At 56.5% G+C, this 23,901-nt stretch carries 20 protein-coding genes and 1 other RNA gene; 8 read left to right on the top strand and 13 right to left on the bottom strand.

Features of this window, described 5'->3' with window-relative positions:
- The gene (gene sufB, locus EDF73_RS19190) at positions 1-1,488 is read right to left on the bottom strand and encodes a Fe-S cluster assembly protein SufB (protein WP_132730653.1); all 1,488 of its coding nucleotides are present in this window, start codon (positions 1,486-1,488) and stop codon (positions 1-3) included.
- 2 nt (positions 1,489-1,490) lie between these two features.
- On the bottom strand, positions 1,491-1,868 hold the full coding sequence (sufA, locus tag EDF73_RS19185) for a Fe-S cluster assembly scaffold SufA (protein WP_132730652.1): 378 nt from the start codon (positions 1,866-1,868) through the stop codon (positions 1,491-1,493).
- A gap of 763 nt (positions 1,869-2,631) precedes the next feature.
- Between sufA and EDF73_RS19180 the strand changes: the two genes are divergently transcribed.
- Complete coding sequence (locus EDF73_RS19180) at positions 2,632-2,943, top strand: hypothetical protein (RefSeq protein ID WP_132730651.1); 312 nt, start codon at positions 2,632-2,634, stop codon at positions 2,941-2,943.
- Positions 2,944-3,093: 150 nt separating this feature from the next.
- Here the strand turns inward: EDF73_RS19180 and EDF73_RS19175 are convergent, their stop codons facing one another.
- Positions 3,094-3,342, bottom strand: coding sequence for a GlsB/YeaQ/YmgE family stress response membrane protein (locus EDF73_RS19175; RefSeq protein ID WP_132730650.1), 249 nt, complete (start codon positions 3,340-3,342; stop codon positions 3,094-3,096).
- A 166-nt stretch (positions 3,343-3,508) separates the two neighbouring features.
- Between EDF73_RS19175 and EDF73_RS19170 the strand changes: the two genes are divergently transcribed.
- A complete protein-coding gene (locus EDF73_RS19170) occupies positions 3,509-3,694 on the top strand; it encodes a YegP family protein (protein ID WP_132730649.1) in 186 nt (61 codons plus the stop codon).
- 78 nt (positions 3,695-3,772) lie between these two features.
- Here the strand turns inward: EDF73_RS19170 and menI are convergent, their stop codons facing one another.
- Positions 3,773-4,183, bottom strand: coding sequence for a 1,4-dihydroxy-2-naphthoyl-CoA hydrolase (menI, locus tag EDF73_RS19165; RefSeq protein WP_132730648.1), 411 nt, complete (start codon positions 4,181-4,183; stop codon positions 3,773-3,775).
- Positions 4,180-7,236: an FAD-binding and (Fe-S)-binding domain-containing protein gene (locus EDF73_RS19160; RefSeq protein ID WP_132730647.1), complete on the bottom strand. Its 3,057-nt coding sequence runs from the start codon at positions 7,234-7,236 to the stop codon at positions 4,180-4,182. The genes menI and EDF73_RS19160 overlap by 4 nt, the downstream gene beginning before the upstream one ends.
- Before the next feature lie 381 nt (positions 7,237-7,617).
- Between EDF73_RS19160 and ydiK the strand changes: the two genes are divergently transcribed.
- Complete coding sequence (gene ydiK / locus EDF73_RS19155) at positions 7,618-8,742, top strand: AI-2E family transporter YdiK (protein WP_132730646.1); 1,125 nt, start codon at positions 7,618-7,620, stop codon at positions 8,740-8,742.
- A 172-nt stretch (positions 8,743-8,914) separates the two neighbouring features.
- Positions 8,915-9,022: antisense sRNA RprA (rprA, locus tag EDF73_RS19150), an RNA gene on the top strand.
- Between the two features lie 126 nt (positions 9,023-9,148).
- Here the strand turns inward: rprA and EDF73_RS19145 are convergent.
- From EDF73_RS19145 to ppsA, 3 genes are all read right to left on the bottom strand, one after another.
- Positions 9,149-11,518 (bottom strand): glycoside hydrolase family 3 N-terminal domain-containing protein, encoded by a 2,370-nt coding sequence (locus EDF73_RS19145; RefSeq protein ID WP_132730645.1) that lies wholly within the window; start codon positions 11,516-11,518, stop codon positions 9,149-9,151.
- 4 nt (positions 11,519-11,522) lie between these two features.
- On the bottom strand, positions 11,523-12,920 hold the full coding sequence (locus tag EDF73_RS19140) for an MFS transporter (protein WP_132730644.1): 1,398 nt from the start codon (positions 12,918-12,920) through the stop codon (positions 11,523-11,525).
- A 235-nt stretch (positions 12,921-13,155) separates the two neighbouring features.
- Positions 13,156-15,534 carry a phosphoenolpyruvate synthase gene (ppsA, locus tag EDF73_RS19135; RefSeq protein ID WP_132730643.1) on the bottom strand — a complete coding sequence of 793 codons (2,379 nt, stop codon included), beginning with the start codon at positions 15,532-15,534 and terminating at the stop codon, positions 13,156-13,158.
- Between the two features lie 340 nt (positions 15,535-15,874).
- Between ppsA and EDF73_RS19130 the strand changes: the two genes are divergently transcribed.
- The 3 genes from EDF73_RS19130 (at position 15,875) to hemP (ending at position 18,248) form a co-directional block, all read left to right on the top strand.
- On the top strand, positions 15,875-16,708 hold the full coding sequence (locus tag EDF73_RS19130) for a pyruvate, water dikinase regulatory protein (protein WP_132730642.1): 834 nt from the start codon (positions 15,875-15,877) through the stop codon (positions 16,706-16,708).
- Between the two features lie 154 nt (positions 16,709-16,862).
- Positions 16,863-17,909, top strand: a complete 1,047-nt coding sequence (gene aroH / locus EDF73_RS19125) for a 3-deoxy-7-phosphoheptulonate synthase AroH (RefSeq protein ID WP_132730641.1) — start codon at positions 16,863-16,865, stop codon at positions 17,907-17,909.
- Positions 17,910-18,068: 159 nt separating this feature from the next.
- Complete coding sequence (gene hemP / locus EDF73_RS19120; RefSeq protein ID WP_165905750.1) at positions 18,069-18,248, top strand: hemin uptake protein HemP; 180 nt, start codon at positions 18,069-18,071, stop codon at positions 18,246-18,248.
- Positions 18,249-18,289: 41 nt separating this feature from the next.
- On the opposite strand, the gene selO is transcribed toward hemP, so the two are convergent.
- The 4 genes from selO to EDF73_RS19100 form a co-directional block, all read right to left on the bottom strand.
- Positions 18,290-19,732 carry a protein adenylyltransferase SelO gene (gene selO / locus EDF73_RS19115; RefSeq protein WP_132730639.1) on the bottom strand — a complete coding sequence of 481 codons (1,443 nt, stop codon included), beginning with the start codon at positions 19,730-19,732 and terminating at the stop codon, positions 18,290-18,292.
- A 114-nt stretch (positions 19,733-19,846) separates the two neighbouring features.
- Complete coding sequence (locus EDF73_RS19110) at positions 19,847-20,311, bottom strand: NlpC/P60 family protein (protein ID WP_132730638.1); 465 nt, start codon at positions 20,309-20,311, stop codon at positions 19,847-19,849.
- 81 nt (positions 20,312-20,392) lie between these two features.
- Positions 20,393-21,142, bottom strand: coding sequence for a vitamin B12 ABC transporter ATP-binding protein BtuD (gene btuD / locus EDF73_RS19105; RefSeq protein ID WP_132730637.1), 750 nt, complete (start codon positions 21,140-21,142; stop codon positions 20,393-20,395).
- Positions 21,142-21,693 carry a glutathione peroxidase gene (locus EDF73_RS19100; RefSeq protein WP_132730636.1) on the bottom strand — a complete coding sequence of 184 codons (552 nt, stop codon included), beginning with the start codon at positions 21,691-21,693 and terminating at the stop codon, positions 21,142-21,144. The genes btuD and EDF73_RS19100 overlap by 1 nt, the downstream gene beginning before the upstream one ends.
- Positions 21,694-21,918: 225 nt before the next feature.
- On the opposite strand from EDF73_RS19100, the gene EDF73_RS19095 reads away from it, so the two are divergent.
- Positions 21,919-22,719: a MetQ/NlpA family lipoprotein gene (locus tag EDF73_RS19095; protein WP_132730635.1), complete on the top strand. Its 801-nt coding sequence runs from the start codon at positions 21,919-21,921 to the stop codon at positions 22,717-22,719.
- Between the two features lie 45 nt (positions 22,720-22,764).
- Here EDF73_RS19095 and btuC read toward each other — a convergent pair whose 3' ends face one another.
- Positions 22,765-23,751 carry a vitamin B12 ABC transporter permease BtuC gene (gene btuC / locus EDF73_RS19090; RefSeq protein WP_132730634.1) on the bottom strand — a complete coding sequence of 329 codons (987 nt, stop codon included), beginning with the start codon at positions 23,749-23,751 and terminating at the stop codon, positions 22,765-22,767.
- Between the last annotated feature and the right edge of the window lie 150 nt (positions 23,752-23,901).

The following is a 23,901-nucleotide window of genomic DNA, read 5'->3' as shown; positions in this document are numbered from 1 at the left end:
TTAGCCGACGCTGTGTTCGAGACTGATGGCCAGCAGTTTTTGCGCTTCGACGGCAAACTCCAGCGGCAGCTCCGAGAAGACGTCTTTACAGAAGCCGTTGACGATCATCGAAATGGCATCATCTTCGCTGATGCCACGCTGCAGGCAGTAGAACAGCTGATCTTCGCCGATCCGCGAGGTGGTCGCTTCATGCTCCAGCTGAGCGCTGTTATTACGGCATTCCACATACGGGAAGGTATGCGCCCCGCAGTCCGGCCCAATCAGCATCGAGTCGCATTGCGTGAAGTTACGCGCGTTGGTCGCCGTCGGCATAATTTTGACTAAGCCACGGTAGCTGTTCTGGCTTTTGCCGGCGGAAATCCCCTTCGAAATAATCGTCGAACGGGTGTTTTTCCCGATATGAATCATCTTGGTACCGGTGTCCGCCTGCTGATGGCCGCTGGTCAGCGCCACCGAGAAAAACTCGCCGATGGAGTTATCGCCGCGCAGGATGCAGCTCGGATACTTCCAGGTGATGGCGGAGCCGGTTTCCGACTGGGTCCACGACATCTTGCTGTTCTCACCCTCGCACAGCGCGCGCTTGGTGACGAAGTTGAGGATCCCGCCGGTGTTGTTATCGCCCGGGAACCAGTTCTGCACGGTGGAGTATTTCACCTCGGCGTCTTTGTGAATAATCACCTCGACCACCGCGGCGTGCAGCTGATAGCTGTCGCGCACCGGAGCAGAACACCCTTCGATATAGCTGACATAGCTGCCCTCATCCGCCACGAGGATTGTGCGTTCGAACTGGCCGGTTTTCTCCGCGTTAATCCGGAAATAGGTCGAGAGTTCCATCGGGCAGCGCACGCCTTTCGGCACGTAGATAAAGGTGCCGTCGGAGGCCACCGCGGCATTCAGCGCGGCGAAGAAGTTGTCGTTGCCAGGCACCACGGTACCCAGATATTTTTTCACCAGCTCCGGGTGGTCGTGAATGGCTTCGCCAAACGAACAGAAGATAATCCCCTGCTCCGCCAGCTTTTCGCGATAGGTGGTGGCCACCGAAACGGAGTCGAAGATCGCGTCAACCGCCACTTCCCGGCCTTCGCGCACCGGCACGCCAAGCTGATTAAACGCCTCTTCGACTTCCTGAGTCAGATAGGCGCCCGGACCGGTTTGCTGCACCGCGCCCGGCTCAGACGCGCAGGTGTCATCGCAGTTGCCGCAGGACGGCGCCGAGTAATAGCTGTAATCCTGATAGTTCAGCTTGTCATAATGGGCCTTTAACCAGTGCGGCTCTTCCATCTCCAGCCAGGCTTTGAACGCGTTGAGCCGGAACTCAAGCATCCACTCGGGTTCGTTGCGACGGGCGGAAATTGCCCGCACCACCTCTTCGTTAATGCCTTTTGCCAGCTCATCGGTCTTTAATTGGGTGAAAAAGCCTTCTTTATAGTTGAGCGGCCCGTCAGACCAGGTTTTGACATCGTCAGTTGCTTCAGTATTACGAGACATAGTTACTCCGCCTGAACCCCAAAGCTTTCACCGCAACCACATTCGTGTTGCGCTTTCGGGTTATGAAACTTAAAGATTTCATTTAATCCTTCCCGAACATAATCCAGCTCCGTGCCATCAATAAACGGCATTGCCTGCAGCGGCGCCCAAAGCTTCGCACCGTCAAGTTCAAACAACAGATCGTCTGGCGCCGGTTCGGCAATCATTTCGAGAACGTAACCAAAACCGGCACAACCGCTGGTTTTCACGCCCAGGCGCAGCCCCTGCATCCCGGGTTGTTTACTCACCAGGTCACGGATATGGGCGGCTGCGGCGGGGGTCATCATCAGACCACGCCAGCTAAAATCATCGGGATTGAAGGTTCCTGCATCTAATTCCATAGCTCTACCTCATTGGTTAGCGCCATAAGGGCATGCCGCCATGTTAATGATAACAATTATCACTTCAACCCAGCTGGAGAAGGGGTATTCCTCCGTCAGGCCCTTTTACCGCGCTTTTTATAAGCATAGACCCTCACCCGCAGGTTATCAGGGTACTATTTTGTAATTTAATATATTGATAAATAATAAGTTATCTGAACAGAAAAAGTGACAGGAGCGGCAATGGGAAAGGTGTATCGGAAATACCTATTTTTGAAATAGAAATTCACACATTCAGTCGATTAGCACTAATAGCAAAATCAATAGCTTGTTATTTGAACAGCGCCGCCGACTTAGCGCCTTATCTCACGTCGAGTCAGAATATTCTATAAGCATTATCCTAAATTGCTGACCGTTATCCGGGAAAGGGTATTCGTTTTCGTTATAAATTCGGCCATAAATCAGGAATAAAGATTTTTTCTCTACGGGCAAGCTGGTGTACAATAGTTGACTAAATTTCCTACAGTTTTCGGCACAACGTCGGAGTCGCTGCTTACCTGGAGTTTTGCCGTACAGGATGATAGATATCAGTATTATGTCGATGTGCATGGTAGTACTGCTGGTGATGAGCGTACTTCTCGACTAAGCCCACCGCAGCCCTGCAGTCCGCAACTCCACATTGGTGATGAAATGAGGAGATTTGGAGGATTCGGCCGTCGTGGGATTGTTCGTCAAAAGCGTAACCTCTAAGATTTTAGCCACATTCCAAAGAGGTACGAAGAAGATGAAAGGAACAATCATTGCTCTGTTAGCTACCGTTTCGGTTGTCGCGGCCAGCGCATTTGCGGCCGATAAAACCGACAGCCCTGCTCCCGGCGACAATCCTGGCGGACATCCGCCGATGGCTATGGCTCAGGGGCGTGGCCCGATGCCGATGCACCCCTTCCCGCCGGGAAAACCGGTTCTTTTCTCTGCCACCGTTGCCAGCGATAATCCGGCTGAAACCATCAATAAACTCACCGCGCTGATCCCGACCGGCACCGCCAAACATTATGCCGTTCACGTGGAAGTGGTTCCCGTGCCGGATATGCCCTGATCCACTCCGCGATCATTTTGCGGCGTAATCTTGCCCGACAAAAAAGCTGCCAGTATGCGTGGCAGCTTTTATTTTGTGGCGAACTTTGTATGACAGACCGATATACCTCATCGTCAGCGGTGTAAAGACCGCCTGAATGATGGTGGTATATTAACTCCTAATCTTTCTGTAGATAAACAGGACCACTAATGCACCGATTACCGCTACGACAAAGCTGCCGAAATTAAACCCATCGACCTTGCCGAAGCCAAAGAAAGTACTGATCCAGCCACCAACAACTGCCCCAATAACACCCAGAACGATAGTGACGATAAAACCGCCGCCGTCTTTGCCTGGCATAATCCACTTAGCCAAAATACCGGCAATAAGACCAAAAATGATCCAGGAAATGATACCCATAGTTAACTCCGTCCTCTTCGTTACTCACAAGTATTTTGTCATGGAAATAGTAGCATAAATGGCGTGAATGATTCATGAATTATATTTTTACTGGTCATGACTTGCTGCATAAGCCGCTATGGTCTACATATCATGGTGTCGATGTTAATGCGCAAAGGAGTTAAAGATGGGGTATTACGTTATTAAAAAGTCCGAGAAAAGCGTGTCCCAGCCCTGGTATTTCCTGCTAAAAGCCGATAACCACGAAACCATCGCCACCAGCGAAATGTACTCCTCGAAGGATGCGGCGAAAAAGGGAATTGCCTCGGTGCAGAAGAATGGCCCGAGTGAGACGATTAAGGATGAAACCTAATAATGAAGGCATGATATAAGGGGGAAAATATTTCCCCCTTATATTTGTATAAGAACAGACTCAGCCGCTGGCTCTATTTCAGATCACCGCCGTCGTGAGACGCGATGAGCAGCACAGGCGCCCCTGTTCATCGGAGATTTCAATCTGCCATACCTGGTGGCGCGATCCGACATGCAGCGCTCTACAAACGCCGCGAACCCGCCCGCCGCGCACCGAGCGAATATGGTTGGCATTCACCTCAAGACCTACCACTTTTTGCTCGCCTTCACTGCATAAATAGCCGGCCACCGATCCCAGCGTCTCCGCCAGTACCACCGACGCGCCGCCATGCAGCAGGCCAAACGGCTGATGGGTACGGCTATCGACAGGCATGGTCGCTTCGAGAGTGTCATCAGTAAAGGCATCAAAGCGGATATCCAGCAGCCCCACCATATTGCCTTCACCCATGCGGTTGAGCTGTTCCAGCGTTGTCTGACGTTTCCAAATCATCCCATAATCTCCAGCAGCGCCTGCAGCGGATGACGAACTCCGCTGCCTTCAATGCGCTTAACCTGACTACGGCAGGAATATCCGGTCACCAGGCAGCGATTGCGCGGCAAACGCTGGATCGCCTGTTGCCAGGAAAGCGCGTAGATGTTCAGCGAGTTGGCATGGTTTTTTACCTCATGGCCATAGGTTCCGGCCATGCCACAGCAGCCCACGCTGACGTTTTCCAGCTTCGCGCCAAAGCGCGCAAAAATCTCCGCCCACTGCTTCGGCGCGGCGGGTAACGCCGTCACTTCGGTACAGTGACCAAACAGATACCATGCTTCACCGCCGTTATCCTGTGCCCGGGCATCCGGCAGCGCCTGCGGCAGCCATTCATGTACCAGCATCACGCGGAAATCGCCCCGCTTATCGCCTAGTACCTGGTTGTACTCATCGCGATAGCACAGCACCAGCGCCGGGTCGACGCCGACCATCGGCATCCCCAGCTGCGCCACGCGGTTGAGAAAATCGGCGGTTTTCTGTGCCGTACGTGCAAAGCGCGCCAGGAATCCCTTAATATGCTGCGCCTTGCCGTTCGGCGAGAACGGTAACAGCACCGGTTGATAGCCCACTTTTTCGACCAGGCGGACAAAGTCGGCTACCACCTGCGCATCGTAGTAGCTGGTGAACGGATCCTGCACCACCAGCACCATCCTGGCCTTTTGCTCCGCGCTCAGAGCTTCCAGCTGCTCCAGGGTCATATTCGCCGAACGGTGCCCGACCATCTGTTGCTTCAGCGACGGCGTCGAGAGCAGCGGCAGGTCGACCATGCCGATGTGCTTCTCCGACAGCTTGCGCAGCCACGGCTGGTTAATAAAGAAGTTGAAGGTTTTCGGCGCGTGAGCCATCAGCGGCGCATAGGACTCCACCGTCGCCACCAGATGGTCGCGCACCGGCCGCAGGTAGCGGCTGTGGTAGAGCTGCAGGAAGCGCGAACGGAATTCCGGCACGTCAATTTTAATCGGGCATTGGGTTGAGCAGGCTTTACAGGCCAGACAGCCGGACATCGCCTCTTTGACCTCGTGCGAGAAATCGTACTCCCCCTTGCGCGCATGCCAGCTATTGCGGGTGCGTTCCACCAGGGTCCGCAGGCTGGCGCGTTTCTCCGGCAGATCGTGTTCCAGCTGATTGGGATCGATGCCGCGATCGGCCAGCAGGCGCAGCCACTCGCGCACCAGCGTGGCACGCCCTTTCGGCGAGTGAATACGATGATTGCTGACCTTCATCGATGGACACATCGGGCTTTTAACATCAAAGTTAAAGCACAATCCGTTGCCGTTACACTCCATCGCGCCGCGCCACGAAGTGCGCACCGCAATCGGGATCTGGCGATCCCAGGTTCCGCGCTTCACCGCGTCGACTTTCATCATCGGCGCGTCGACCCCTTCCGGCGGACAGATTTTGCCCGGGTTGAGACGGTTATCCGGATCGAACGCCGCTTTGACTTTGCGCAGCTCAGCATAGAGCTCTGCGCCAAAGAAGGCCGGACTGTACTCCGCCCGGAAGCCCTTCCCGTGCTCCCCCCACAGCAGGCCGCCGTATTTCGCCGTCAGCGCCACCACCTCGTCGGAGATGCGTTTCATCAGCACCTCCTGCTGCGGATCGCACATATCCAGCGCCGGACGTACGTGCAGCACGCCGGCATCAACGTGACCAAACATACCGTAGCTCAGGCCATGCCCGTCCAGCAGCGCGCGAAACTCAGCGATATAGTCCGCGAGATGTTCCGGCGGCACGCAGGTATCTTCGGCGAAGGGGATCGGCTTGGCCGCGCCTTTGGCGTTCCCCAGCAGCCCGACCGCTTTTTTGCGCATCGCGTAGATTCGCTCGACGCCGTCCAGCTCGTTGCACACCTGCCAGCCAATCACTCCGGCTTCGTTTGCCGCAATCAGCTCATCCAGACGCTGGCACAGCGTGGTCACCTGCTCTTCGATAAGTTCGGCGTCATCGCCGGCAAATTCGACGATATTCAGCCCCAGCATCTCTTTATCCGGCACATCGGCGATCAGTTCGCTGACCGAATGCCAGACGATATCCTCGCGCGCCAGGTTAAGCACTTTTGAATCGACGGTTTCCACCGACAGCGCTTTGGCCGCGACCATAAACGGGGCGTTACGTAGCGCGGAGTCAAAGGAGTCGTATTTGATATTGACCAGCCGGCGCACCTTCGGCAGCCGGGTGATATCCAGACGCGCTTCGGTAATAAAGGCCAGCGTCCCTTCCGAGCCGGTTAAAATACGGGTCAGATCGAACTCGCTCATCTCATCATTAAAGACGTGGCGCAGATCGTATCCGGTCAGGAAGCGGTTAAGTTTAGGGAACTTATCGATAATCAGCTGACGCTGCGCCTTGCAGCGCTGGTATACCGTGCGATAAATCCGCCCAATCGCCGACTGTTCACCGCTGAGCGTTTCTGCCAGCGCGACAGGTACGGCCTGGGTATCGAGAATATCCCCGCCCATCAACACCGAGCGCACGCCGAGCACGTGATCCGAGGTTTTACCGTACACCAGCGACCCCTGCCCGGAAGCGTCGGTGTTGATCATCCCGCCCAGCGTCGCGCGGTTGCTGGTAGACAGCTCCGGCGCAAAAAAGTAGCCGTAGGGTTTAAGATATTGGTTCAGCTGATCTTTAATGACCCCGGCTTCAACCCTTACCCACCCCTCTTGCGGGTTGATTTCGATAATGCGGTTCATATAGCGGGACATGTCGACGATGATCCCGGCGTTGAGCGACTGGCCGTTGGTGCCGGTACCGCCGCCGCGCGGGGTAAAGACCAGCGATTTGAATCGCTCTTCGGCGGCGATTCTTGCCAGCAGCGCGACATCCGCCGTCGAACGGGGGAATAAAATCGCATCCGGTAACAGCTGATAGACGCTGTTGTCTGTCGCCATCGTTAGCCTGTCGGCGTAACTGGTGGCGGTATCACCGGTAAATCCTTGTTGCTCCAGTACCTGCAAAAAATTCAATACCAGCTGAACGACGCCTGGTGCTTGAGAAATTTGTGGGATCATAATGCTTGACCCTGCCTGACTATGTTGTGTTGTATAAACTTCATCCTTCAGACTGCCTCTTATTGGCTGCATTTGCTGCTGAGCTCTTCCTGAAGCTCCCCTTGCGGGACATGGCAAACCACATTAATCACTCGCGACAACTGTGTCCCCGTACCGTAAAAGCCCGGGTACTCGCGCGCCGCCTTGAGGCGCCGTGGATGATTTAGTGTAAGGTTAACTAAACGATTGCGTAGTGCAGTCAACTTTTTATCACATTTTTTTCATATGCGCCCACCAGATTTATGTGCAGAATCAGGCGCGGGAAATTATTGATATTATTATCAGTATATGGAATTACGCTGCGTCAGCCTTTTGACGCGACTGGAAAGGTAACATTTCGCTATGATTAACGATCGCCAGCCCCGGGATATACCGCAAGTTCTGCTGTCGGTGCTGTTCTTGTCCCTGATAATTATCTCCTGCCTGTGGGTCGTACAACCCTTTATTCTGTCATTCGCCTGGGCGGGCACCGTCGTCATCGCCACCTGGCCAGTCCTGCTGCGTCTGCAGCGTTTACTGTTTGGTAAACGCGCCCTCGCCGTACTGGTGATGACCCTGCTGCTCTTTTTACTGTTTGTGATTCCGATTGCGCTGCTGGTCAATAGCCTGGTCGATAACAGCACGCCGTTGATTAAGGTCATTACCAGCGGCAACTTTACCCCGCCGGATCTCGCCTGGCTGAACAGCGTGCCGCTGTTCGGCGATAAGCTGTATGCCGGATGGCATAATTTACTGGAGATGGGCGGAACGGCCATTATGACCAAAATCCGCCCCTACCTCGGCACCACCACCACCTGGTTTGTCGGTCAGGCGGCGCATATTGGTAAACTGCTGGTCTATTGCGGCCTGATGCTGCTGTTCAGCGCTCTGTTGTACTGGCAAGGTGAGAGAGTCGCCTATGGCTTCCGCTATTTTGCCACCCGCCTGGCGGCGAAACGCGGCGATGCGGCGGTGATCCTTGCCGGCCAGGCCATCCGCGCCGTGGCGCTGGGAGTGGTCGTTACCGCGTTGGCGCAGGCGGTGCTCGGCGGCATCGGCCTCGCGGTATCCGGCGTCCCGTATGCGGCACTGTTGACGGTGGTAATGATCTTTACCTGCCTCGTCCAGCTGGGGCCATTGCTGGTACTGGTTCCCTCGATCATCTGGCTCTACTGGAGCGGCGACACCACCTGGGGCACGGTACTGCTGGTATGGAGCTGCGTGGTGGGAACCATGGACAACGTCATCCGTCCGGTGCTGATTCGCATGGGGGCCGATCTGCCGATGATTCTGATTCTCTCCGGCGTTATCGGCGGCCTGATCGCCTTCGGCATGATTGGCCTGTTTATCGGGCCGGTGCTGCTGGCTGTCTCCTGGCGTTTGTACGATGCCTGGGTACATGAGGTGCCGCCGCCGCCGAAGGATCCCGACCAGGTGCTGGCGGAGCTTGAAGAGCTGAATGCCAGCAATCTCAACAATCAGAAGTAAAAAAATAAGGCGGGGAAACCCGCCTTAAACTTAAGAAAAACTTATAAAACAGACCTGATTTTCCCTGCCGCTCACACTGTTGGCCACATTCACCGCGCATATTCTTCACCTCAATTTAACTATTGGGATGAATCCGATCGACGCCCAAAAGGGCTGTGTCTACTATTAGGGCACGGTTATAAATCAACACCTTGATTTATAAGCATGGAAATCCCCTGAGTGAAACAACGAATTGCTGTGTGTAGTCTTTGCCCATCTCCCACGATGGGCTTTTTTTTAGCCTGCAATCGGCTACCCGGCATGGCTCGCGGGCTTCGGGACAGCATGGGTGCGGCAATCTCTCAATGGATGCGCTGCTTGCCGCCGCTCGTCGTTCCTTCGTCTCCAGCCCACTCATGGCAATGAACTAACTCACTTCGCAACGGCTCATCATCCGCCAGTTGTGCGGTAATTCACGCACCTCTCCGCTGACCATTACGGTGGCCGTCCCGCGAATATCCGCCGAAGAGGCGCCAATCTGCAGTTCAAACTCACCGGGTTCAACAATACGTTGCCCATCGCGACGGGTGAAATTCAGCATATCGACCGGCAGGTAGAAAGTCAGCGTCGCGCTTTCGCCCGGCTCTACGGTTACCCGCTGGAAGGCCTTCAGCTCCTGCAGCGGACGTACCATAGACGCGACTTTATCGCGCACATAAAGCTGGACAACCTCGCTCCCGCGACGCTCCCCGCCGTTACGCACCGTGACCTGCAGCGCGATTTCCCCGTCGATAGCCACCTCCCGGGCCAGCAGCCGGGGTTGGCCATACGTGAAGGTTGTCCAGCTTTGCCCGTAGCCAAACGGGTAGCGCGAGCCAAAGTGGAAAGCAAACGGCGTGCCGCCGCTTTTCAGTTTGTGGTTGTAGTAATACGGCATCGCCCCCGCGCTTTTCGGCACGCTGACCACCAGCCTCCCCTGCGGCTCTGCGCGTCCGGTTAACACATCGGCCACCGCCCAACCGCCTTCCTGGCCCGGCGCCCAGGCCATCAGCAGGGCCGCCACGCGATCTTCCAGCCCCTGCAGGTTATAAGGACGTCCGCCGGTCATCACCACCACCACCGGTTTACCGGTCGCGACTAACGCTTCCAGCAGCTGCTGCTGGACGCCAGGCAGATTCAGCGTATCGGTATCCGACCCTTCCCCCACCGTACCGCTCTGGAACAGACCGGCAAGATCGCCCACGCAGGCCACGATCACGTCGTTGTCCTGCGCGACCTTTACCGCCTCAGGGATTAAACTGTCATCAAGTGAAACCGGCGATTGCTGCATCGGTTTGCCGCCGCTGTCGCCGGGGAAGACCGGCGCGCCGGCCATCCTCTGCTCAATAATATGGCAACCTTTGGCATAGCTCACCCGCTGCGCCCCCAGGTAGTGGCGCAGCGCCGCCAGCGGCGTGGTGACCTGCGAGACCTCGTCCACCATATCGCTGATGATCAGGTGTACCGGGAAACTGTAGCCGCTGAGCAGCGCCAGCGGGTCGTCGGCCGTTGGCCCGACTACCGCCACCTTCGGCTGCCCCTGCAGCGGCAGAACGCCGCGGTTCTCCAGCAGCGTCAGCGAGCGGGTCGCCACATCGCGTGCGGCCTGGCGCGCCGCCGGAGACTGCAACGTAATGCCCGCCACATCGGTATAGGGCTGTTCGAACAGGCCCAGACGGAACTTCTCTGTCAGGGTACGCGTGACGATTTCATCAATCTTCGCCATGGTGATTAAACCGCGATCCAGCGCCTGCTGCAGATGGCGGGCGCAATCATCTTTCGGCAGTTCCACATCGAGACCGGCATTAAACGCCAGCGCGGCGGATTCCGCCGCATCGTGGGCGATCCCATGATGCTGATGCAGCAGACTGACGCCGCCGTAGTCAGCGACGATAATGCCATCAAAGCCCCACTGCTCGCGCAGGACCGTGGTCAACAGGAAGCTATCGCTGTGCCCTGGCTGGTTATCGATATCGTGATACGCGGGCATCACCGATCCGGCATTCGCCAGCTTCACCGCCATCTCAAACGGCAGCAGGAAGGTATCATTCAGCTCACAAAAACCCAGGTGCACCGGGGCATGGTTACGCGCGCCTTCGCTGAAGGAGTGGCCGACATAATGTTTCAGCGTCGCCAGCACGTCGCGCTTTTCGCCCTGCAACCCCTCCACATACGCGCAGGCCATCACCCCCACCAGCCAGGGATCTTCGCCAAAGGTCTCTTCGGTGCGTCCCCAGCGGACATCGCGTGAGACATCCAGCACCGGCGCCAGCCCCTGTTTACACCCGGTGGTACGCGCTTCCACGCCAATTTCCCGCGCCGCCCGCGCGACCAGCTCTGGATCCCAGGTTGAGCCATAATTGAGCGAAGAGGGAAACAGCGTCGCCTCTTTGCACAGCAGCCCGACCAGGCACTCTTCGTGGAACAGCGCCGGGATCCCCAGCCGGGTCTCTTCCACCAGCATCTTCTGCAGGCGGTTGGCGGCGCGCACGCCGCTCTCCGCCGTAACAATATGGGTCCCCAACGGGCGGGTAATCTGTCCGATGCCGGACTTTAAGCGTTCCGTCAGCGAGACCTGAGCGCTGACGCCGGCAAATTCATCGCTCATGTCGCTGCGCTCCCGGTGTTCGCCGTCCTCGGCGAGCACCAGCCAAAAGGCGTGCATCTGAGCAAATTTCTCTTCCACCGTCATCCGCGAAACTAAATCCGCAACGCGTTCATCAATCGGGCGACGGGCATCCTTATAAATTACGGTCATTTTCTTACTCCTGTAGTGCTGAATTCAGCGCTGGCTGCGCGGTTGCGGTGACGTTCGTTTCACGGCGACGGATAAGTTCACGGGCAATATTGTCCGCCGTGGCGCTATTGAGCTTGTAGAACATCAGCAGCAGCGCCATCACGATGAACAGTGCGGCGGGGATCAGCGTGAACAAGGTATTAATGGTGCCCAGCACGGCTGGCGACTGGGTCGCCGCGTTGGGGATATAGTCGACGAAACCGAGGATCCACCCCACGACCGCGCCCCCCAGCGCCAGGCCAAACTTAATGGCGAACAGCGCCGTGGAGAACACCAGCCCGTCCAGGCGACGGCCGCTGCGATGCTCTTCGTAGTCCACCACGTCCGAGAACATGGTCCACTGCAGCGGCGTGGTCAGGTTCTGGATAAAGCTAAAGACCACGTTGAGGGCGAATATCAGCCACACCTGATTCGCCGGAATAAAGAAAATGGCCACGGCAAAGATCACAAAAGTAATAATCGTCCACTGATACGCCCGTACGCGATCGAATTTACCTAGCAGCCGTTCGGATAATAATGCGCCGAGCAGTGCCGCAATCATTCCGGACACAATAAAAGTGAATACCATCTCCGGGCGCTGCATCACATATTTGACGTAATACATCGTTGCCGAGCCGCGGGCGACCACCGCCGTTAATAATAAAATATTGAAGATAAATACGATTCGCCATTGGCTATTTCCGGCCAGCAGCTTCAGGTCTTTTAATAACGATCCCGAGGTATCGCTCTGCGGCGTATAGCGCTCGCGGGTAAGGAAGAAGCAGCTGAAGAACAGTACGATCCCGAGGATCCCCATCAGGCTCATGGCATAAAAATAGCCTTTTTGCGCATTCCCCGCGCCAAGATGAGCCACCAGCGGCAGCGCAATGACGGTGACTATCAGGCCGCCGATAAACGACAGCGCAAAGCGCCACGACTGCAGGGAGTGACGCTCATGCGGGTCCATCGTCAGAGCGCCGGGCATCGCGCAATACGGCACGTTAATCGCCGAGTAGATAAAGCTCAGCAGGGTATAGGTCAGACAGGCATAAATAATTTTTCCGGTTTCTCCGACGTCGGGCACGTAGAAGGTGATAATGCAGCTGACGCCGAACGGGATGGCGAACCACAGCAGCCAGGGGCGAAAGCGCCCGTGACGGGTTTGCGTGCGATCCACCAGCGCGCCAATACACGGATCGACGACCGCATCCACCACCCGCACGACTAAAAACATCGTTCCCATAATCGCGGCCGGTAGACCAAACACATCGGTATAAAAATAGGCCAGAAATAGCGTGGCGGTTTGCCACACCAGCGCGCTGGCCATATCGCCAAGTCCGTAGCCAATTTTATTTTTTGTGGTCAGAACAGAGGAGAGAGTCATTATTATCCTTACACAGAGAGAGCGTTTATCACCAGGTAGCATGAGAATCAGATGACGCGGTGTAAGTATTAGAAATGGCGACCCCGGCAACAATTGTAGAAATTCACTGAGGGATTACGATATTTTGTTTTTTTCTGTTTATGTGATTGACTGCAAATTAAGGGGGGTCCGCGCTGAGAATAAAAAAATCCCCGCCATCGCTGACGGGGATTAGACTATTTTGTCCGGCCGAAGATTATTTGCTCAGTTCAGCCAGGCCAAGCCAGGTTTGCACCACGGTATCCGGGTTCAGGGACAGGCTGTCGATCCCCTCCTCCATCAGCCAGGCGGCAAAATCCTCATGGTCAGACGGGCCCTGGCCACAAATACCAACGTATTTGCCCTGTTTCTTCGCCGCGCGAATCGCCATCGACAGCAGCGCTTTTACCGCATCGTTGCGTTCATCAAACAGCTCAGAGACCACGCCTGAGTCGCGATCGAGGCCCAGCGCCAGCTGAGTCATATCGTTTGAACCGATAGAGAAGCCGTCAAAGTACTCGAGGAACTGTTCGGCCAGCAGCGCGTTGGACGGGATTTCGCACATCATAATGATTTTCAGCCCGTTCTCGCCGCGTTTGAGACCCTGACGCTCCAGCTCCTCCACCACCGCTTTCGCCTGGGCGACGGTACGGACGAAAGGAACCATGATCTCTACGTTGTCCAGGCCCATATCGTTGCGTACGCGCTTAACCGCTTCACACTCCAGCGCGAAGCAGTCGCGGAAGCTGTCAGAGACGTAACGACCGGCGCCGCGGAAGCCGAGCATCGGGTTCTCTTCTTCCGGCTCATAACGCTCGCCGCCCACCAGGTTGGCGTATTCGTTCGACTTAAAGTCGGAGAGACGAACAATCACCCGCTTCGGATAGAACGCCGCGCCCAGGGTCGCAATACCTTCGGTCAAACGGCCGACGTAAAACTCTCTCGGCGAGTCGTAGCCTTTCATCAGCTCGCGGATTTCGTTCTGCAGCGCGGGCTCCTGGTCATCAAACTCCAGCAGCGCGCGCGGATGGACGCCAATCATGCGGTTGATGATGAATTCCAGACGCGCCAGGCCAACGCCCTCGTTCGGCAGGCAGGCGAAGTCGAATGCCCGGTCCGGGTTGCCGACGTTCATCATAATCTTCAGCGGCAGCTCGGGCATCTCACCGACGCTTGAACTCTTGATGCTGAAGTCCAGCAGTTCGGCATAGACGTAGCCGGTATCGCCTTCGGCGCAGGAAACGGTGACGTTCTGGTTTTCCTCGATACGATCGGTCGCGTCGCCGCAGCCAACCACCGCCGGGATCCCCAGTTCACGGGCAATAATCGCCGCGTGGCAGGTACGTCCGCCGCGGTTGGTGACGATTGCCGAGGCTTTCTTCATGATCGGTTCCCAGTCCGGGTCGGTCATGTCGGTGACCAGCACGTCGCCCGGTTCGATGCGGTTCATTTCACTGATATCGTGAATGACTTTCACCGGACCGGCCCCGATGCGATGGCCGATCGCGCGGCCTTCAGCCACAATCTGCCCTTGCGCATGCAGGGTATAGCGTTCCATCACCTGGCCGCGTGAACGTACGGTTTCCGGACGCGCCTGGACGATGAACAGCTCGCCGGTATGGCCATCTTTCGCCCACTCGATATCCATCGGCCGGCCGTAGTGCTTCTCAATCTGCACCGCCTGCTTCGCCAGCTCCTGCACTTCCTCGTTGGTTAACGAGAAAATGTCACGCTGCGCCTGCGGAACATCTTCGATACGCACCTGCTTGCCATGTTCCTGAGTCGGCGCGTAAATCATGCGAATCTTTTTCGACCCCATGGTACGGCGCACGATAGACGGACGATTTGCCGCCAGCGTCGGCTTATGGACGTAGAACTCATCCGGGTTCACCGCGCCCTGCACCACCATTTCGCCGAGGCCCCAGGCGGAGGTAATAAATACCACCTGGTCAAAGCCGGACTCGGTGTCGATGGAGAACATGACGCCGGATGAGGCGAGGTCGGAACGCACCATCCTTTGTACCCCGGCGGATAGCGCCACGCCGCGGTGGTCATAACCCTGATGCACGCGATAGGAGATCGCGCGATCGTTAAACAGCGAAGCAAACACGTGCTTCACCGCGACGAGCACGGCATCAAAGCCCTGCACGTTGAGGAATGTCTCTTGCTGCCCGGCGAAGGAGGCATCCGGCATATCTTCCGCCGTGGCGGAGGAACGCACGGCAAAGGAGGCCTCGGCATTATCCGCGGACAGCTGTGTATAGGCATCACGAATGGCGTCTTCCAGTTCGCTCTGGAACGGCGTATCAATGATCCACTGACGGATCTGGGCGCCCGCTTTCGCTAATGCGGAAACGTCGTCAATGTCGGTTTCATCCAGCAGTGCATAAATACGCTGGTTAACACCGCTTTGGTCCAGGAACTGATTGAAGGCATCAGCGGTGGTGGCAAACCCGTTCGGCACGGAAACACCCATACCGGACAGATTCGTAATCATTTCACCAAGGGAGGCATTTTTGCCCCCAACTCTGTCTACATCATTCATGCCGAGTTGGTTATACCAAAGCACCAGCGGTGACGAGCCATTGTTGGACATCGAGACAATCCTTTTGTGATTTAATACCAGTGATAAAAAACTCACGATCAACTGCAGGATTTATCCTGACATATTTATGCGGCTGAAAAAAACGGTGAATCGTTCAAGCAAATTATTTTTTCTTTTTTAGGACAGTTCCTTCAATATTGCTAACTCAATGATTCTTCTAAAATCTGCTGCAATACGAGACAAAAAACAAACAATTCACAAAACTGAACTCACCTTTTCATTAAAAATAAAAATACCGTTTCATTTTTAAAGTGAGACAAAGCCTAAAGGGATATGCTTAAATTTAATATCTGCTTTCAGGTAATTAAACTAATTATACCGGATGGTCAAAATGGAAAGTGCTGTAGATCGCCACGTATTTTATATTTCCGACGGTACTGCCATTACGGCAGAGGTGCTGGGGCATGCGGTGATGTCGCAATTTCCGGTCGCCATCAGCAGCGTGACCCTGCCGTTTGTGGAAAATGCCAGCCGTGCGCGGGCGGTAAAGGAGCAAATTGACGCTATCTACCAGCAAACCGGTATCCGGCCGCTGGTTTTCTACTCCATCGTCATTCCGGAAATTCGCGACGTGATTTTGCAAAGCGAGGGATTTTGTCAGGATATCGTTCAGGCGCTGGTGGCCCCGCTGCAGCAGGAGCTGCGTCTGGATCCCACGCCGATCGCTCACCGTACCCACGGCCTGACGCCGGGTAACCTGAACAAATACGATGCGCGAATCGCCGCCATTGATTATACCCTCGCCCACGATGACGGCATTTCGTTGCGCAATCTCGATCAGGCGCAGGTGATCCTGCTGGGCGTCTCGCGCTGCGGAAAAACCCCCACCAGTCTCTATCTGGCGATGCAGTACGGCATCCGCGCGGCAAACTATCCGTTTATCGCCGACGATATGGACAATTTAATTCTGCCCGCCTCGCTCAAGCCGCTGCAGCACAAGCTGTTTGGCCTGACCATTAACCCGGAACGGCTAGCCGCCATTCGCGAAGAACGGCGTGAAAACAGTCGCTATGCGTCGATGCGTCAATGCCGGATGGAAGTCACCGAGGTGGAAGCCCTGTACCGCAAGAATAAAATTCCCTGCCTGAACAGCACCAACTATTCCGTCGAGGAGATCGCCACCAAAATCATGGATATCATGGGGCTGAACCGAAGAATGTACTAATGAACTAGTGCATGGCTAAAAATTTGTTTATGCTATCGCTCGTGGCCTATACAGGATCATGACCTGCTCTTGCAATAAGCAGAGATTGGTTTATCGTGATGCGCATCACTTCCCGGCATTTTCGCCGCGGAAGAAACAGATTTTTGAGACCCCAATGAATAAAACAGACGAATTGCGTACCGCGCGCATTGAAAGCCTGGTTACGCCTGCGGAACTGGCGCAGCGGCACCCCGTGTCTGCCGAGGTAGCGGCACATGTCTCCGCCTCCCGTCGCCGGATTGAAAAAATCCTCAACGGCGAAGATCGCCGTTTGCTGGTGATCATCGGCCCGTGCTCGATCCATGATACCGAGGCGGCAATGGATTACGCGCGCCGCCTGCAAGAGATGCGTGAACGTTACCAGCCGCAGCTGGAAATCGTGATGCGTACCTACTTTGAGAAGCCGCGCACCGTTGTCGGCTGGAAGGGGTTGATCTCTGACCCTGACCTTAACGGCAGCTATCGGGTGAATCACGGTATCGAACTGGCGCGTCGGCTGCTGCTGCAGGTCAACGAGCTGGGCGTGCCCACCGCCACCGAATTTCTCGATATGGTGACCGGGCAGTTTATTGCTGACCTGATTAGCTGGGGCGCTATCGGCGCGCGCACCACCGAAAGTCAGATCCACCGGGAAATGGCCTCCGCGCTCTCCTGTCCGGTGGGCTTCAAGAACGGTACCGACGGCAACACCCGCATCGCCGTTGATGCCATTCGCGCCTCGCGCGCCAGCCACATGTTCCTGTCGCCGGACAAGCAGGGACAGATGACGATCTATCAGACCAGCGGCAACCCGTATGGCCATATCATCATGCGCGGCGGCAAGCGACCGAATTATCACGCCGCGGATATCGCCGCCGCCTGCGACGCGCTGCGTGAATTTGACCTGCCGGAACAGCTGGTGGTTGATTTCAGCCACGGTAACTGCCAGAAGCAGCACCGGCGTCAGCTGGAAGTGTGCGCCGATATCTGCCAGCAGATCCGCGCCGGCTCGACGGCAATTGCCGGCATCATGGCGGAAAGCTTCCTGGTGGAAGGGACGCAGAAAGTCGTTGCCGGGCAGCCGCTGACGCGCGGCCAATCCATTACCGATCCTTGCCTGAGCTGGGAAGATAGCGAGCGTCTGCTGGCCGAACTGGCCGCCGCAACCGCCACCCGTCTGTAATCCCTCCCCCCGCCGCGCCGTGGCGGGGGCTGTTCTCTCCCGGCGCGTCGCCGCCCACCAAATATTGTCTTTTCACAAATAACGCTTGCCGTAAAAATTAACATTACTGATAATTATTATCATTGTTGCTTTGATTTTTATTTTGGTGCTATGACGCGAATGGATGACACTGCCACAGCAGAAAAAACAAAAGACAATGCCCCTTATCCCATCGCCACGGACCGGAAGATAAACAGCCGCACCTTGTTAGGCGTCGAAGGTCGGGTGGTGATCGAACACGACGGCCAGCGCTATTTGCTTCGCCAGACCCAGGCGGGAAAGCTGATCCTGACGAAATAGCCCTCTGCGCCGGCAAGCACGGCGAGGGCTGATGGCGCAGGTTAGCTTGAACAGCTGACTGCCAGATGTTTGCCCCAGTCGGGCGGACGGCTGACATAGTCATCGCTGCGGTCGACAAACGGCTGAGTTAACACCTCGTGCAGACGCGCCAGCTCGCTCATATCCCCCTGCTCAGCCTGCTCGATGGCGCGCTGTGCCAGCCAGTTACGCAGCACCAGCGCCGGGTTGACGCTCTGCATACGCTGTTGACGCTGCGCATCATCAATCTGTTCATCGCGCAGCCGCGCGCGATAGTTTTCGAACCAGCTATCAAAAGCCGCGCGGTCAATAAACTCATCACGCAGCGGCGACGCGGCGCTGTGCTGCTCGCTCACGCTCAGCATACGGAAGGTACGGGTATAATCGCTGCCTTCCCGGATCATCAGCGCAAACAGACCATCCAGCAGGTCGTTATCGCCTTTCTGCTGGCTAAACAGACCAAGCTTATCGCGCATCCGCCGGCCGTAGGCCGTCAGCAAGGCGTGCTGATAGCCATCCAGCGCGGCATTTAGCGCATCCGCCGTAATAAACGGCGACAGCGACTGGGCCAGGCGCTGCAAATTCCACAGGCCAACCGCCGGCTGATTCTCAAAGCTGTAGCGCCCCTGGTAATCGGAGTGGTTACAGATAAAATCGGGCCGGAAGTCATCCAGGAATCCATACGGGCCGTAGTCCATCGTCAGTCCGAGGATAGACATATTATCGGTATTCATCACCCCATGGGCGAAGCCTACCGTCTGCCAGCTGGCGATCAGCGTCGCCGTGCGCGTGACAACGTCACGAAACCAGAGAATGTATTTGTCGGCTTCATCCGTCAGCTCCGGCCAGTGATGCCGGATAACATAATCGGCCAGCTGCTGCACCTTCTCCGCTTCGCGGCGGTAGTAGAAGTGCTCAAAATGGCCGAAACGCACGTGGCTCTCCGCAAGGCGCATCAGCATCGCCCCGCTTTCGCGGGTCTCGCGCTGCACCGGCGTATCGCTGGTCACCATGGCTAAGGCACGCGTCGTCGGGATCCCCAGCGCATGCATGGCTTCCGACGCCAGGCTCTCACGAATCGTGGAGCGCAGGACCGCACGCCCGTCGCCCATACGTGAATAAGGCGTCAGCCCGGCGCCTTTCAGGTGCCAGTCCAGACGACGACCGTCGGGCAACTGCTGTTCGCCGAGCAGAATCCCCCGGCCATCGCCTAACTGGCCGGCCCAGGCGCCAAACTGATGGCCGCTATAGACCTGCGCCAGCGGCGCCATGCCCGGCAGCAGCGCTTCGCCTCCCCATACGCCAGCCCCTTGTTCAGGGTGAAACAGCGCCTCGGGAAGGCCTAAGGTTTGCGCCAGCGGCGCGTTATGCCAGATCAGCCGCGCGTTTTGCAACGGCGTGGGCATTAATGCGGTATAGAAATCCGGCAGTTCATCACGCCAGTGGGTAGTAAAAGACAGGGTCATGGTTCCTCCTGTCTCCAGTGTAGTGCCTTCAACAAGGTATTAACACGGGTGAAGCGCAGGGTTATCGACATAAAAAAGGGAAGCCCACGCTTCCCTTCTCCAGCGGGTATGCGGCTATATCCTTCGCGCCTGCCAGAACTTCTTATTCCAGTAGACATTATTGAGCGATGAACGCGTCACCCCCTGGCTGGTTGAAGCATGGATAAACTGGTTATCGGTATCGTAAATGCCGACATGCAAGCCGCTCTCACCTGACCCGGTTCTGAAAAAGACCAGATCGCCCGGCAGCAGCTCGCTTTTATCAATTTTGGTGCCGATTTCCGCCTGCTGGCTGGTTTCACGCGGCAATTGCAGGGAAAACTTATCGCGGAAGGTCATCAGCACAAACCCGGAGCAGTCCACGCCCCGCGGCGACATGCCGCCGTAGCGATACGGCGCCCCGCGCCAGTTGCGTAGCTGGTCATTGAGATTGGCGATAACGGTAATGGAATCGGCAAGCCGCGGATTAGGCGGGGGGGCCCGGTGACTGCTGCAGCCAGCCAGAAATAGCGCCGTCAATAAAATCAACCACAAACGCATCTCAGACGATTCCTCTGTTCCTCAGGTTTTTGTCAGGATAATTTAGCTGGTTTATCAAGGCCCTGACAAGGTGGCATCGTGCTACTGTGACGCAACGAGCATAAAATGACCGGCAACCGCGATTCGCTGAAATGAAATGGCATACGCGGCGGTTAAATTCTCTTCCGTGAGGACCTCGGACGTCTCGCCGCAGGCGATGGTTTGCCCCCGACAGATAAGCCAGGAGCGATCGGCATGCCGCAGGGTGTGGTTAAGATCGTGGCTGCTCATCACCACCGCCACGCCTGACGCGCACAGTTCACTCAGCACGCGGTCGAGCGCCGCCTGCTGCGCCACGTCGAGGCTGTTCATCGGCTCATCAAGCAACAGTAGCCGCCCCGTCGGATTGGCCTGCGGATGAATTTGCAAAATCACCGCGGCCAGGCGCACGCGTTGCCATTCGCCGCCGGAGATATGGTTAACCTGGCGCCCAAGCTTATCGCTCAGGCCCAGTTTATCCGCCACGCTCCCGAGCAGTTCGCCTGAGCCCCCCTTTTGCAGATGCAACGACAGATAATGCCACACCGGCATGGCGAAAGGCGGCATCTGATGCTGGCTAAGATAGGCGCGATGACGGGCCAGCTCCTGCGCCGGCCAGCGATCCAGCGGGCGATCGTTGAAGATAATGCGCCCGGCGCCGCTGCTCAACCCGGCCATGCGCATCAACAACGTGCTTTTCCCAGCGCCGTTAGGCCCGACAAGATGGACCATCTCTCCTGGCCGGACCCCGGCGGAAAACGGCGCCAGCCGCCCCGCCTCTGCGACATCCTCTAGCTGCATCAACAACGGCATTATTCCGCTAACGCCCCTTTAATGGCGGCAACCAGCTGCGGATCGTCCGGCGTCATATCCGGCGAGAAGCGCTGGATCACCTGGCCATTTTTACCCACGAGGAATTTCTCGAAATTCCACAGGATGTCGCCGCTGTTGAGCGGCGCGCGGCCTTTACTCGCCATCCGCTCATAGAACCCGCTGCCTTCCGGGGCCACGGCCTGCGGCGCGGCATCGACCAGCTGCTGATAGAGCGGATGACGGTGCTCGCCGTTGACATCAATTTTGCTGAACAGCGGGAAAGTGACGCCGTAGGTGGTGCTGCAGAAGGTTTTAATCTCCTCTTCGCTACCCGGCTCCTGCCCGAGGAACTGGTTGCACGGGAAGCCAAGCACGGTGAAGCCGTCATTCTCAAGATCTTTTTGCAAGGTCTCCAGCTGCTCATACTGCGGCGTCAGGCCGCACTTTGAAGCCACGTTCACGATCAGCAGGACTTTGCCCGCGTAGGTCGCCAGCGTCGTTTTATCACCCTCAATCGTGGTGACGGGAGTATTCAGAATATCGTGTTGCATAGCCTTCCCTCATTGAATAAAACCGGTTTCTGGTTGCGGTGATCCCTCTCTACTGTAGCGGATTCGCCGGCGTCCATTGTACTTTGAATCCGCGGACGGGAACACCGTCCCCTGTCCCGCTGACAACATGAATTCCTCTCAATAGGGTCAGCGGGCAATTCAGTGTACAGTGTTAAGCGGTCGTAATAGCATTTCGTTATTGATTAATTTGAGAGAGTTTTATAGATGAATAAGTTGTTAAGTTCGGTATTAGTCGCAACATCGGTAGTGTGGTTATCGGCCTGCTCTCCAGATGATAACAACACGGTTAAAGTGGCGATCAATACCGGTCCGGATGAGGCTATCTGGAAGGTGGTTGAGCAGGTGGCGAAGGACAAATATAACCTCGATGTGCAGGTTATCTCGTTTAATGATTACGTGCTGCCAAATGAAGCGTTAAATAATAAAGACGTTGATGCCAACGCCTTCCAGACGCTGCCCTATCTTGAGGCCCAGTCAAAAGAGCGCGGCTACAAGTTTGCCGTCGTCGGCAAGACCTTTGTGTTCCCGATCGCCGCCTATTCACGCAAAATAAAAAATATCAGCGAGCTGCCGGACGGCGCGACGGTTTCAATCTCCAACGAGACCACGACGCTGGGCCGTAGCCTGCTTCTGCTACAGGCGCAGGGTTTAATTAAGCTGAAGGAAGGGGTCGGTTATCTGCCGACATCGCTGGATATTATCGATAACCCGAAACATTTGAAAATTGTCGAAGTCGATACCCCGCAGCTGACCCGCACGCTCGATGACCCGAACGTCGCGCTGTCGATTATTAATACCAACTTCTCCGCGCAGGCCGGTTTATCCGCCGCCCGCGATGGCTTATTTATGGAAGGCCCGGACTCTCCCTATGTGAATGCCATCGTGTCTCGCGCAGAAAATAAAGACAGCAAAAAGATTCAGGAGCTGAAAGAGGCCTTCCAGACCAAAGAAGTCGCCGATAAAGCGCTGGAAGTCTATAAGGGTGATGCCATAAAAGGCTGGTAATCGCTCCTGCTGGCGCAGCGCTATCTCCTGCGCCAGCGATAACGCTTATTGCGAATGAACGGACTTCAGCAGCAACCAGATAAAGACCGGCGCCCCCAGCGTGGCGGTGACCACGCCGATCGGCAACTCCGCCGCCGACAGCGCCAGGCGCGCGATAATATCCGCCCCTAACAGCGCGCTGGCCCCCGCCAGCAGGCAAGCCGGAAGCAGCACGCGGTGATCGCTCAAGCCGCATAAGCGCAGAATATGCGGGATCACCAGACCAATAAAGCCTATCGCCCCCGCCAACGCCACGCTCACCCCCACCAGCCAACCCGTCGCGACCACCAGCAGCCGGCGCCATAACCACAACGGTAGCCCCAGCTGGCGGGCGGAGACCTCCCCCAGCGCCAGCAGATTCAGCGCCGGCGATTGCAGGCATACCCAGGCCAGCACCGGGACTAACGCCAGCATCAGCCACAGCTGCTGCCAGTCGACGCCGCCAAACCCGCCCATCATCCAGTACATAAGCTGGCGCAAATCGAACGAGGTGGAAAAATAGACCGCCCAGGTCATCAGCGCGCTACAGATAATCCCGAGCGCCACGCCGGCCAGCAGCAGACGGCTGGTTGAGAGATGCCGGCGGGCAAACCGCAGCAGAATAAAGGTAATCACCAGCGCCCCGGCGATAGCGCACAATCCCAGCGCCCATCCCGGCAGATAGCCTTTGCCCAACAGGACGGCGGCAATTAGCCCTACGCCGGCGCCGTTCGATACCCCCAATAGCCCCGGCTCCGCCAGCGGGTTTTCGAACAGTGCCTGCATAATGGCCCCGGAGAGCGCCAGAGCCGCCCCCACCAGCAGTACGGCGACGGTGCGCGGCAGCCGAATTTGCCAGATAAACAGCTGCCCTTTGGCGCCGAACCACTCCTGCGGGCCGATCCATTGATCCCCGGCGCAGAGACTGACGGCGGTCATGGCCAGAAGCAAGAGCAGGAGCGCAATGAGCCAACGCCGGCTGCGACGTTGTTGAATTTGGGCAAAGGTCAGCATAATTTCCGTGACGCAAGAATGAGATGCGTTGATTTTACGGTGGCGACGGGAGGGAGAAAAGCAAAACATCCGCCCGTATGCGTATTCAGGTCACCGGCCGTCCTGGCTCAGTCACTTTAAATTTACGTTCATCGCGAAGGGATGATGAAC

The organism is Klebsiella sp. BIGb0138 (assembly GCF_004342285.1).
Lineage (GTDB): Bacteria > Pseudomonadota > Gammaproteobacteria > Enterobacterales > Enterobacteriaceae > Klebsiella.
The sequence above is the reverse complement of the archived record's forward strand: the minus strand, read 5'-3'. Positions and strand labels throughout refer to the sequence as shown.

What these genes read in the sequence shown, in the direction of transcription:
- EDF73_RS19110 (WP_132730638.1), bottom strand. Translation starts at nt 20,311, where the DNA reads ATGCGTTTGTGGTTGATTTTATTGACGGCGCTATTTCTGGCTGGCTGC.
- btuD (WP_132730637.1), bottom strand. Translation starts at nt 21,142, where the DNA reads ATGCCGTTGTTGATGCAGCTAGAGGATGTCGCAGAGGCGGGGCGGCTG.
- EDF73_RS19130 (WP_132730642.1), top strand. Translation starts at nt 15,875, where the DNA reads ATGGAAAGTGCTGTAGATCGCCACGTATTTTATATTTCCGACGGTACT.
- EDF73_RS19145 (WP_132730645.1), bottom strand. Translation starts at nt 11,518, where the DNA reads ATGACCGTAATTTATAAGGATGCCCGTCGCCCGATTGATGAACGCGTT.
- EDF73_RS19180 (WP_132730651.1), top strand. Translation starts at nt 2,632, where the DNA reads ATGAAAGGAACAATCATTGCTCTGTTAGCTACCGTTTCGGTTGTCGCG.
- sufB (WP_132730653.1), bottom strand. Translation starts at nt 1,488, where the DNA reads ATGTCTCGTAATACTGAAGCAACTGACGATGTCAAAACCTGGTCTGAC.
- EDF73_RS19095 (WP_132730635.1), top strand. Translation starts at nt 21,919, where the DNA reads ATGAATAAGTTGTTAAGTTCGGTATTAGTCGCAACATCGGTAGTGTGG.
- sufA (WP_132730652.1), bottom strand. Translation starts at nt 1,868, where the DNA reads ATGGAATTAGATGCAGGAACCTTCAATCCCGATGATTTTAGCTGGCGT.
- ppsA (WP_132730643.1), bottom strand. Translation starts at nt 15,534, where the DNA reads ATGTCCAACAATGGCTCGTCACCGCTGGTGCTTTGGTATAACCAACTC.
- menI (WP_132730648.1), bottom strand. Translation starts at nt 4,183, where the DNA reads ATGATTTGGAAACGTCAGACAACGCTGGAACAGCTCAACCGCATGGGT.
- EDF73_RS19140 (WP_132730644.1), bottom strand. Translation starts at nt 12,920, where the DNA reads ATGACTCTCTCCTCTGTTCTGACCACAAAAAATAAAATTGGCTACGGA.
- EDF73_RS19170 (WP_132730649.1), top strand. Translation starts at nt 3,509, where the DNA reads ATGGGGTATTACGTTATTAAAAAGTCCGAGAAAAGCGTGTCCCAGCCC.
- EDF73_RS19100 (WP_132730636.1), bottom strand. Translation starts at nt 21,693, where the DNA reads ATGCAACACGATATTCTGAATACTCCCGTCACCACGATTGAGGGTGAT.
- EDF73_RS19160 (WP_132730647.1), bottom strand. Translation starts at nt 7,236, where the DNA reads ATGATCCCACAAATTTCTCAAGCACCAGGCGTCGTTCAGCTGGTATTG.
- selO (WP_132730639.1), bottom strand. Translation starts at nt 19,732, where the DNA reads ATGACCCTGTCTTTTACTACCCACTGGCGTGATGAACTGCCGGATTTC.
- ydiK (WP_132730646.1), top strand. Translation starts at nt 7,618, where the DNA reads ATGATTAACGATCGCCAGCCCCGGGATATACCGCAAGTTCTGCTGTCG.
- btuC (WP_132730634.1), bottom strand. Translation starts at nt 23,751, where the DNA reads ATGCTGACCTTTGCCCAAATTCAACAACGTCGCAGCCGGCGTTGGCTC.
- hemP (WP_165905750.1), top strand. Translation starts at nt 18,069, where the DNA reads ATGGATGACACTGCCACAGCAGAAAAAACAAAAGACAATGCCCCTTAT.
- EDF73_RS19175 (WP_132730650.1), bottom strand. Translation starts at nt 3,342, where the DNA reads ATGGGTATCATTTCCTGGATCATTTTTGGTCTTATTGCCGGTATTTTG.
- aroH (WP_132730641.1), top strand. Translation starts at nt 16,863, where the DNA reads ATGAATAAAACAGACGAATTGCGTACCGCGCGCATTGAAAGCCTGGTT.